We start from the raw sequence: 10,721 nt of genomic DNA, 5'->3' as shown, positions 1-10,721 counted from the left end.
GGGTTCACCTGCGGGCCGGTGGGTGGTTGCTCGCGCAGTTCCCCGCGCCCCTAGAAACCCTCGTTCATCTGCGGACCGTGGTGGGCTGGTCGCGCAGTTCCCCGCGCCCCTAAAAGCCTGTGGCTGAGCTGGATTCTCCGGCAGCGGGAAACCCCCTAGGGGCGCGGGGAACTGCGCGAGCAACCACCCACGACCCGCAGGTGAAGGCCGGGCCGAATTGAGGGGCGCGGGGAACTGCGCGAGCAACCCACCACCGGCCCGCAGGTGAAGGTCGGGCAAATAGGGGGCGCGGCCAGCCACCCACCCGCCCGCAGACAAAGCCCGGGCACAGCGGCGCTCAGCCCCCGCCCCGGCCCCGCCACGCCGTGCGCAGCTGGCTCGCCAGGAACAGGGACGCCAGGGTGGGGATCGTCGCGCGGTAGCAGTCCGGCGTCGTCCAGGCGTACACGGACGCCGGGACCAGCACCGCGAGCGCCGCGACCCGCAGGCGCCACCAGCGGCGCGGACGCGGCACCGGGATCGCCGGAGTGCCCAGGTCCGTGGACAGGGAGTCGCGGATGCCGCGCAACACACCCCGGCGGGCCAGGAGTTGGGCGCCGGGCACGGTCCGCAGCACCTCGTCCCGCTCGCCGAACCCCGCCGGCAGCGGCGGCAGGCCGAGCGCCGCCACCAGGTCGGCCTGGCGGCGGGCGGGGGAGTCCGCGCCCCGCAGCAGCGTCACCAGCGGCCGGGCGTCGCGGACGGAGAACGCCGCCGCCAGGGCCTGCGCGGTCGAGGCCGCCACCGCGTGGTCGGTGACCGGGGCCGCCGGGTCCCACTGGTGGGCGGCGGTCTCCTTGCCCTTCTGGAGGAGCGTGAACCCGTACCGGGGCCCGGTGCGGCGCAGGACGAGCGCCGCCCACTTCTCGCCCGTGGTGAAGCTGTCGGCCGCCGCCGTCAGCCGGTCGTCGCGGGCCAGCGCCGCGCGCCGCCCGGGCGAGGGGTCCGGGACGAGCTCCACGTAACTCATCCCGGGCGGCGCGGGCGCGATCCGCAGCGAGACCCCGCACATCAGCGCGGCCTCGGCGACCTCGTGCGGCGGCGCCGCGGCTATCGCGAGCGAGCGGAGCGAGGGGGTGCGCGCGTCCCCGGACGCGGCGGCGGAACCGGCGGAACCCGGTCCCCGGACCGAGGCCGGGCCGCCCACCCGCCCCGCCCGCGAGAACAGCGGCGTCCGCGAAGCCAGCTGCATCCGCACCCCCGACCGCAGCTCCACGAACTCGGTGCGCGGCTCGCCCAGATACGCCCAGGGATAGGTGCGCGCCCGCACCCCGATCGCCCGGAACACGTCCAGCGCCTCGGCCCACCGCTCGTGCAGGATCAGCATCAGGACGAGGTGGTTGCGGAAGTCCGCCGCGTCCGGGTCGCCCGGCTCGTACCAGGCGGAGAGTTCGAGGCCGCGCTCGACGGCCGCGTCGATCCTGGCCCGCTCGACGGGGCTCTGGCGCGGGTCGTCGGAGACCACCACGTACTCGACGGCCGCGAGCAGCGGCAGCGCGTGCAGCTTGGAGCCCGGCAGCGCGCTCTCGGCGGCCCGCTCGGCGAAGGCGAACATCTCGCCGTGCGAGCCGTACCACTTCTCGGAGAGGTACTGCAGGGCCGCCGCGTGGCAGCCGTAGTGGTGCGGGGAGCGGGCCACGGCCTCCGCCCAGTACGCGTCGAACACCTCGCGCGGGGCCTGGCTGCCCCGGGCGTGGGTGAGCGCGATCTGCCAGGGCACCGGGTCGGTGGGGTTGAGCCGGGCGGCCGCGGACGCCACCGGGACGGCGTCCCCGAGCAGCGCGAAGAACGCCTGGAACTGCTCCGGCGCCACGTCCCTGGCCCGTGCCGCGCTGCGTATCTCCCACGCCTGGTGGACGCAGAGCTCGGCCTTGACCAGGACCGCGTCGGGGTCCTCGGGCGACTCGGCGAGCCAGCCGTCCAGCCAGCCGGGGCTGTGCAGGGCGGCCGCGGCGAGCTGGGTGACGTAGGTGCTGCGGCGCTCCCACTCGGCGCGCTCACGGGTCCCGGCGAGCAGGGCGGCGGCCGGGCCGCGGTCGCCCGCGTGCACGGCGGCCAGCGCCTCGCCCATCGGGCCGTCCGGGGCGTCGACGGTGACGGCCTCGTCGGGCGGCAGATCCGCGCCCACGGACGAGCCGTGGCGGAGCATGCGGGGCATGGAGAGCAGCGAACGCAGGTGCACGAGTGATTATTGAATCAGTGACCACCGACACCTCGGCCCCGGGCCCGGCCCTACCGGTCGGTCATCGGCTGGTTTGACCCCTGGGAAAGCGGCCCGTAACCTTGACCCTCGGCGTGTTTCCATGCGCGCCCGCCCCTGAGCACCTCCCTCCCGGCGACCGTTCGCGGTAGCGGGGAGAGGCCGCTCGTCCATTCCGGATCATCACGGGCTCGCCCGTGTGACGCGGCTGGCTTCAGGGGTTCCGTTCCGAGCGAGAGAGAGATCCGCGTGTACGCCATCGTGCGCAGCGGTGGTCGCCAGCACAAGGTTGCTGTCGGCGACATCGTTGAGGTTGACAAGATTTCCACTGCCAAGGTTGGCGACACGGTCGAGCTCTCGACCCTGCTCGTTGTCGACGGCGACGCTGTCACCAGCGACCCGTGGGTGCTGGCCGGCATCAAGGTCACGGCCGAGGTCGTGGACCACCACAAGGGTGCCAAGATCGACATCCTTCGGTACAAGAACAAGACCGGTTACCGCCGTCGCCAGGGCCACCGCCAGCAGTACACGGCGATCAAGGTCACCGGCATCCCCGCGGCTGCGAAGTAAGGGACTGAGGAGACATGGCACACAAGAAGGGCGCATCGTCCACCCGGAACGGTCGCGACTCCAACGCTCAGCGGCTCGGTGTGAAGCGCTTCGGCGGTCAGACCGTCAACGCCGGTGAGATCCTGGTCCGCCAGCGTGGCACCCACTTCCACCCGGGCGCCGGTGTCGGCCGCGGTGGCGACGACACGCTGTTCGCCCTGCAGGCCGGCGCGGTGCAGTTCGGCACCCACCGTGGCCGCAAGGTCGTGAACATCGTTCCGGTCGCCTGACCGGTTCTTTCGTGAGGCGGACCTCACTTCCCGTACGGACCCCGTACGGGAAGCAGGTCCGCCTTTCGCGTGTTTCTAATGAAACACGGCATTACAACGACATTCCGTACGTACTGGAGGCAAGCCCATGACCACCTTCGTGGACCGCGTCGAGCTGCATGTCGCCGCGGGTAACGGAGGCCACGGCTGCGCCTCCGTACACCGGGAGAAGTTCAAGCCGCTCGGCGGCCCCGACGGCGGCAACGGCGGCCGTGGCGGCGACGTCATCCTGGTCGTCGACCAGTCGGTGACCACGCTCCTCGACTACCACCACAGCCCGCACCGCAAGGCCACCAACGGCCAGCCCGGCGCCGGCGACAACCGCACCGGCAAGGAGGGGCAGGACCTGATCCTGCCGGTCCCGGACGGCACGGTCGTCCTCGACAAGGACGGCAACGTGCTCGCCGACCTCGTCGGCCAGGGCACCACCTTCATCGCCGGCCAGGGCGGCCGCGGCGGCCTCGGCAACGCGGCGCTGGCCTCCGCCCGGCGCAAGGCCCCCGGCTTCGCGCTGCTCGGCGAGCCCGGCGAGGCCCGTGACGTGATCATGGAGCTCAAGACCGTCGCCGACGTGGCCCTGGTGGGCTACCCCAGCGCGGGCAAGTCCTCCCTGATCTCCGTCCTCTCCGCCGCCAAGCCGAAGATCGCGGACTACCCGTTCACCACGCTGGTCCCCAACCTCGGCGTGGTCACCGCGGGCTCGACCGTCTACACCATCGCGGACGTGCCGGGCCTGATCCCCGGCGCCAGCCAGGGCAAGGGCCTGGGCCTGGAGTTCCTGCGGCACGTCGAGCGCTGCTCGGTGCTCGTGCACGTGCTGGACACCGCGACCCTGGAGTCCGACCGCGACCCGGTCTCCGACCTCGATGTCATCGAGGCCGAGCTGAAGCAGTACGGCGGCCTCGACGACCGGCCCCGCATCGTCGTCCTCAACAAGATCGACATCCCGGACGGCCAGGACCTCGCGGACATGATCCGCGGCGACCTGGAGCAGCGCGGCTACCAGGTCTTCGAGGTCTCCGCGGTCGCCCGCACCGGCCTCAAGGAGCTCTCCTTCGCGCTCGCGAAGATCGTGGCCGAGGCGCGTGCCGCCAAGCCCGTCGAGGAGGCCACCCGGATCGTGATCCGCCCCAAGGCGGTCGACGACGCGGGCTTCACGGTCACCTACGACGAGGCGGCCGAGGTGTACCGGGTGCGCGGCGAGAAGCCGGAGCGCTGGATCCGCCAGACCGACTTCAACAACGACGAGGCCGTCGGCTACCTCGCGGACCGCCTCAGCCGCCTCGGTGTCGAGGACCAGCTGATGAAGGCGGGCGCCCGCGCGGGCGACGCCGTGGCCATCGGCCCCGAGGACAACGCGGTCGTCTTCGACTGGGAGCCGACGATGATGGCGGGCGCGGAGATGCTGGGCCGCCGTGGCGAGGACCACCGCCTGGAGGCCCCGCGTCCCGCCGCCCAGCGGCGCCGGGACCGCGAGGCGGAGCGGGACGAGGCGCAGCAGGAGTTCGACGAGTTCAAGCCGTTCTAGGTTCGCTGTCGTCCGCGGGCCGTCGGTGGCTGATCGCGCAGTTCCCCGCGCCCCTAGGTATTTAGGGGCGCGGGGAACTGCGCGAGCAACCCAGCACGGTCCGCAGCCGACCGACAACCGCCGGAGGCTTTCGGGAAGGGGCGGGGCGGGGGAAAACCCCGCGTCCGGCCCCCACGGCCGCGGCGGCATACTGGACACGTTCAGCAAACGTACGATGTCCACCGAACGTCAAGGAGTAGCCCCCCGTGCGTAATCCCGAGGCACCGAGACTGCTGGGGGTCTACCGGCGGGCCGTGCCCGAGAGCGTCCGCAAGGCGATCGTCTCGCAGGTCGACGCCGACATGCGGCGCCGCGTCAAGATGCGCATCGCGGGCGGCGCGGCCGTCGCCGAGAAGATGCGCGCCGCCCGCGTCACCAAGCGCTACCAGACCCTCGCCTCCGGCGCCGACCGCACGGTCGTGCACGTCGGCAAGGACCCCAAGGTCGCCCTCGTCACCCCCGGGGTGACCCCGCTCCAGGCCCGCCGCGCCAACCTCGACACCGTGCTGCGCGCCTTGCACGCCGCCGGTCTCGACCACTTCTGCGTGCGCGGCCGCTCGGAGACCTCCGCCGCCGTCGCCGTCCGCGAGGACGACCGTACGGCCGTGCTGAAGGTCCTGGAGGCGCTCTGCGGCGACCAGCCGGGCTACGTCACCCACGTCAAGGGCAACAACCCGGTCCCCGAGACCTCCCTGCCGGGGTACGAGGACGGCACCTGGCGCCGGTTCAGGACCGCCGGGACCGTCCGCGTCACCTGGTACCGCACGGACCCCACGCACCGCCTCACCCTCGGCAACCGCTACGGCTGCGACGTCGAGTTCTGGCACGAGGAGGACGGCCAGCTGGTGCCGCCGCGCGTCGGCAAGCTCGCCGAGACGCTCCCCGTCGAAGGCCCTGTCACGCAGGTCTCCGAGGCGTACTTCACCCACCTCGCGCCCCGCGAGGCCCCGGACGCGGCCCAGGTGCGCACCCGCGCCGAGTTCGCCATCCACCCCACCGACGAGATCACCTTCCCGATCGACGTCGTCTACACCTGGGTGAACGGCGCGGACCCGGCCTGGCTGCGCCGCCGTGCCCAGTTCGCGGGCGAGACCTACCACGCCGAGGCCGCCAACGCCGCGCGCTACCTCAGCCGCGACGAGCTGCGCTACTCGCTGCGCTCGCTGCACATGTACGCGCCGTGGGTGCGCAACGTCTACCTGGTGACCGACGACCAGACCCCGGAGTGGCTGGACACCACCCAGCCCGGCATCAAGGTCGTCAGCCACAAGGAGATCTTCCGCGACCCGGGCCTGCTGCCCACCTTCAACTCGCACGCCATCGAGAGCCAGCTCCACCACATCGAGGGCCTCGCCGAGCACTTCCTGTACTTCAACGACGACGTGATGCTCGGCAACGAGGTCACCCCGCAGGACTTCTTCCTCTCCAGCGGCCTCACCAAGTTCTTCCCGTCGCCCGCCCTGGTCCCGCTGGGCGCGCGCACCCCCGAGGACCCGCCGGTGGCCGCCGCGGGCAAGAACAACCGCCGTCTGATCGAGGAGCGGTACGGGGCGGTGGTCGTGCAGAAGATGAAGCACATGCCGCACCCGCTGCGCCGCAGCCTGCTCACCGAGATCGAGACGGAGTTCGAGCCGGAGTACCGCTACACCGAGGCGAGCCGGTTCCGCTCGGAGGACGACATCTCCATCTCGTCGTCCCTGCACCACTACTACGCGTACCACACGCAGCGCGCGGTGCCCTCCGAACTCCCGTACACCTACCTCGACCTGACGCACCCGTGGACCGAGACGCGGCTGGGCCGCCTTCTCGCCAACCGGGACAAGACGGTGTTCTGCGTCAACGACACGGTCTCCACCGAGCAGGACGTGCACGAGCAGAAGGACCTGATCACGCCCTTCCTCGACGCGTACTTCCCGGTGCCGAGCCCGTTCGAGAAGCGGTAGCGGTAGCGGACGCGAAGACGACGAAAGGGGCTCGCCCGGACCAGAAGGTCCGGGCGAGCCCCTTTTCCCGTATCCGACGCGACAGGCGCGTCAGTCCCGCTCGAACCGCGACTTCACCGGGAAGTACGCGCTCAGGAACGCCCGCAGTACGCGGTCCTGCTCCTCCACCGACACCTCCGCGTCGGCGGACTCGCCGATGCAGAACGTGTCGTGGGCGCGCTCGGCCAGCAGCCGGGTCAGCACCGTGTGGTGGTCGTAGTTGCCCACGTTGATGTAGCTGCACGAGATCGCGCTCGGCACCGAGCTGCCGATCAGGTAGCCGTAGTGGTGGTGCAGCGACGACGTGATCGACAGGTCCGAGTTGGCGCGGAACGGGTTGGCGGCGGTGCGGCCCACCTCGTCCGGGAACTTGTCGGCGATCTCGGTCAGCACACTGCGGCGCAGCGGGTGCGGCGCGTGCAGGAAGCTGGTCGTCGTGGTCCGCCCGAACGCCTTCTCCAGCAGGGCCCGGTTGTTCTTCGCGGCCGCGAAGTAGCCCTCGTCGTCCGGGGACGGCTCGGTCGGCGGGACGGCCGTGGGCGAGCGGAAGAACTTGGCGACGCCGTTGCTCAGGAAGAACGACGACGGGTTGAGCGGACGGCCGATGAACACATCGTCGTTGAGGTACAGGAAGTGCTCGGCCAGACCCTCGATGCGGTACAGCTGGCTCTCGATGGCGTGCGAGTTGAACGTCGGCAGCCAGGCCTGGTCCTTGAAGATCTCGCGGTGGCTGACCACCTTGATGCCGGGCTGGGTGGTGTCCAGCCACTCCGGCGTCTGGTCGTCGGTCACGAGGTAGATGGTGCGCACCCAGGGCGCGAACATCTCCAGGGAGCGCAGCGAGTAGCGCAGCTCGTCGCGGTTGCGGAAGCGCACGTCGCCGCTGTCGGCGTCGTTGGTCGGCATGTTGCGGCTGCGGCGCACCGAGTCGCGGCGCTGCTGCCAGGCCGGGTCGGTGTCGTCGACCCAGGTGTAGACGACGTCGATCGGGTAGTCGACGTCCCACATCAGCTGCTTGGTGAACTGCGCCAGCGTCGGGTAGTCGCGCTCGCCGACCCGCCACTTGGCGGTGGCCTCCAGGTTCGGCAGGCGCCGTCCGAGCAGGGTGGTCAGCCGGGGCGTCTCGCGCCAGCCGTCCTCCTCCGACTCGGCCCAGAACTCCAGGCTGCAGCCGTACGCCGGTCCGTACCGCAGGGTGCGGCTCTCGGAGGTGATCGGCTTGAACACGCGCAGACCCGCGACCTCGCCCACCTCGCCCAGCCGCTCGGCCAGGACCGCGCCGGGCGCGGCGCCGCGCGGGGTGACCAGCTCGGCGTAGACCGGCTTGCCGTGCAGGGCCGTCGACATGGCCTCGATCACCCGGCGGCGCATCTCGACGGGGACGGCGACGCGGTGGGCGACGCCGGCGTCGTGGCGCAGCAGGATGTACGGGATCCCCGCGTCCTCCAGGACCTTGGCGGTGATCTCCAGGTTGATCTGCGCCATGCGCGGACCGTTGATGTCGTCGCGCTGCTCGGCGAGCCGGCCGGCCGAGCGGATCAGCGTCCCGGTGCGGTCCTGCGCCTGGATCATCACCTCGCGGGCCTTCTGCTCGTCCGCCGAGTTCGACAGGGCCGAGACGGGGGCGGCGACGCTGAAGCTGCGGGTGCCGCCGGCCGCGATGCGCATCGCGGTGCGGTCGGCGCGCTGCGCCAGGCGCTCGGGGGTGTCGCGGCGGGCGACCAGCTTGGCGAAGAGCTGCTCCCAGCGGGCGGTGATGTCCTCGCCGCCGAACCGCTCGTACACGCCCTTGCGGGCGGCCTTGCCGAACGCGTGCCGGGTGTCGTCCTCGCCCATCAGCCGGGCCATCGCGGCGGCCAGCGAGTCGATGTCGCCGGGCGGCACGAGCAGCCCGTCCACATCGTGGCGGATGATCTCGGCAGGCCCGGTGACGATGTCGTACGCGATGACCGGCACACCGGCAGCGAACATCTCCAGGAGCACCAGCGGGAAGGCCTCATTGCGCGAGGGCAGCAGGCAGACGCTGGCCTTGGCCCACTCCTGCTCCATCTGCGAGGAGCGGCCGACCAGTTCGATGCGCGAGTGCATGCCCAGGCCCTCGACGAGGCGGCGCAGCCGCACCTCCTGCGGGCCGTCGCCGAAGATCCGCAGCTGCCAGTCGGGGAAGTCCGCGCAGATCCGCTGGAAGGCGTGGATGGCGTGGTCCAGCTGCTTCTCCGGGGTCATCCGGGCAGCCAGGACGATCGTCTTGGACTCCAGGTCGGCGCGCGGACGGTAGCCGTCGGGCACCGCGTTGGGGATCGCGGCGAGCTCCGGGGCGGCCTCGCGCAGCGAGTCGGAGAACCAGTCGTTGGTGCGCTCGGTCAGCGACACCAGCGCGTCGACGCGCGGGCCGTAGACCAGCAGCGGCTCACCGGAGACGCCGCGCAGCTGGGAGGCGCGGTGCTCCTGGTGCACGGTGACGACCCGGGAGGGGGCGAGCTCGGCGGCCGCGGCGAGCAGCGCCGGGGTGGTGGTGACCAGCACGTCGGAGTCGAGGGAGCCGAGCGCGGCCGTCATCTCGATGTCGGACAGCCGGTCGAAGGTGGACTCCCAGGACGGCTTGATGAGCTCGCTCGGCAGCGACTCCAGCGTCCGGCAGGCGTTCTCGTCCAGGGCGCTGGTACGCACCGGGCGTCCGTACGATCCGGTCCTGTCCACCAGGTAGCGCCGCTTGACCTGCTGGGCCGCCGAGAAGAACGGCTCGGGGCGGGTCTTGAAGACGCTCAGCACCTCGACGTCGTGCCGGGGAGCGAGATGGATCGCCTGGGTGTAGGCGGCCATCTCGGTGCCGCCCATCTCGTCGCCCCAGGTGAGCAGAAACGTGATCTTCATGCAACTTCCTCTGCGCCACGGGGGGCGGTTCCGAATCCGGTACAGGACACGGCGAGCACGCCGGCCGGGGTGACATAGGCGTGCACCCTCGCGAGCGAACCGTTGTCGAGAGCGACGATACGGAACGGCGTCCGGTAGACCTGCTTGGGGTGACGCACATCGGTCAGCCGCCGGGCGATCTTGATCCGGTTCCCACCGGCCTTCAGATGCATGTCCCAGGTGCGGGTGGTGCGGCCGACCGCCATCTCGGCGAGCGGTACGTCGAAGGTGAAGCGGTCGCCGTCCCAGGTCACGGGGGCCGCGGCCGCCTTGCTGCTGCGCCGCAGCACCGCCTCCGCGACGTACTCCTCGAAGGGGGCCCGGGGCGCGATGAGCCGGCCGTGCACCGTGATCCGGTCCCAGCGCAGCTCGAACGAGGTGAGCTCGGCCTGATGGCGCGGGCCGCGCACGTTCAGCATCGAGCGGCCGTCGACCGAGCGCACCGGACGGAACACGGCGCCGCTGGTGGGTGACGGCGAGGTGGCCAGGGTCGGGCCGTCGGACGACTCCGCGGGGGCCGAGGCGATCTTCGCCCGCAGCTCACGGCCGTCACTCTCGGTGACCACGACCTCCATGCGCCACATACCGGACGAGAGCACCGGGCCACGGGTGCCGGTCTCCGACGGATCGTCATGGCGCAGCGGCGCGGTGGCCGTCAGAAGGAGACTTCCGTCACTCTGCGGCTCCTGCTCCAGCTCCACATGGACGACCTTGCGCCCGCGCGACATCTCCAGATGGGCCGCGCCGACCGCCTCGGGGCGGCGCGGGAAGGTCACCGCGAAGTTGAGGGTGCGCCCACCGGAGACCGAGAAGTGCACGGGCCGCAGCAGCGGCCGCGGCTTGACTCCGTCGATGGCCGGTACGGTATGCATCTGCTCGACACGTCGGCGCATACGTACTGCCGCGCGGCGCGCCCGCTTGGCGGCGCCCACCGCATAGGGCAGCAGTGAGTCACTCACGGTGAACCTAGCTCTCGTCTGGGCTAATGGTCAGCGTTGCATGCTGCCAATAATGCGTAAGATCGGCAAGTTGCTTCGTAATTCTATCGATGCATCACGATTGCTTCATCGAGTGGAACCCAAATGAACTTTCAGCCCTCTCCTCGGGTGGCGGTCTGCTTGATCGCAGATGAACGTGTAGCG

At 71.2% G+C, this 10,721-nt stretch carries 7 protein-coding genes; 4 read left to right on the top strand and 3 right to left on the bottom strand.

The window, feature by feature from the left end:
• Positions 1-337: 337 nt before the first annotated feature.
• A complete protein-coding gene (locus BX283_RS16055; RefSeq protein WP_257582914.1) occupies positions 338-2,197 on the bottom strand; it encodes a hypothetical protein in 1,860 nt (619 codons plus the stop codon).
• Between the two features lie 291 nt (positions 2,198-2,488).
• Here BX283_RS16055 and rplU point away from each other — a divergent pair, with 291 nt between their 5' ends.
• From rplU to BX283_RS16035, 4 genes are all read left to right on the top strand, one after another.
• Complete coding sequence (gene rplU / locus BX283_RS16050) at positions 2,489-2,809, top strand: 50S ribosomal protein L21 (protein ID WP_015033583.1); 321 nt, start codon at positions 2,489-2,491, stop codon at positions 2,807-2,809.
• A 14-nt stretch (positions 2,810-2,823) separates the two neighbouring features.
• Positions 2,824-3,078, top strand: coding sequence for a 50S ribosomal protein L27 (rpmA, locus tag BX283_RS16045; RefSeq protein ID WP_049715810.1), 255 nt, complete (start codon positions 2,824-2,826; stop codon positions 3,076-3,078).
• A gap of 127 nt (positions 3,079-3,205) precedes the next feature.
• Complete coding sequence (gene obgE / locus BX283_RS16040) at positions 3,206-4,645, top strand: GTPase ObgE (protein ID WP_101388292.1); 1,440 nt, start codon at positions 3,206-3,208, stop codon at positions 4,643-4,645.
• 245 nt (positions 4,646-4,890) lie between these two features.
• Positions 4,891-6,627, top strand: coding sequence for a stealth family protein (locus tag BX283_RS16035; protein ID WP_101388291.1), 1,737 nt, complete (start codon positions 4,891-4,893; stop codon positions 6,625-6,627).
• A 90-nt stretch (positions 6,628-6,717) separates the two neighbouring features.
• On the opposite strand, the gene BX283_RS16030 is transcribed toward BX283_RS16035, so the two are convergent.
• Positions 6,718-9,540: a stealth conserved region 3 domain-containing protein gene (locus BX283_RS16030; RefSeq protein ID WP_101388290.1), complete on the bottom strand. Its 2,823-nt coding sequence runs from the start codon at positions 9,538-9,540 to the stop codon at positions 6,718-6,720.
• Entirely contained in the window at positions 9,537-10,538 is a 1,002-nt protein-coding gene (locus BX283_RS16025) for a hypothetical protein (protein ID WP_257582900.1), read from the bottom strand. Before BX283_RS16025 ends, BX283_RS16030 begins: the two co-directional genes overlap by 4 nt.
• Between the last annotated feature and the right edge of the window lie 183 nt (positions 10,539-10,721).

Source organism: Streptomyces sp. TLI_146 (genome assembly GCF_002846415.1).
GTDB lineage: Bacteria > Actinomycetota > Actinomycetes > Streptomycetales > Streptomycetaceae > Streptomyces.
The sequence above is the reverse complement of the archived record's forward strand: the minus strand, read 5'-3'. Positions and strand labels throughout refer to the sequence as shown.

Bases quoted from the DNA above. Each gene is read 5' to 3' on its own strand.
- BX283_RS16055 (WP_257582914.1), bottom strand. From the start codon at position 2,197: ATGCCCCGCATGCTCCGCCACGGCTCGTCCGTGGGCGCGGATCTGCCG.
- rpmA (WP_049715810.1), top strand. From the start codon at position 2,824: ATGGCACACAAGAAGGGCGCATCGTCCACCCGGAACGGTCGCGACTCC.
- obgE (WP_101388292.1), top strand. From the start codon at position 3,206: ATGACCACCTTCGTGGACCGCGTCGAGCTGCATGTCGCCGCGGGTAAC.
- BX283_RS16030 (WP_101388290.1), bottom strand. From the start codon at position 9,540: ATGAAGATCACGTTTCTGCTCACCTGGGGCGACGAGATGGGCGGCACC.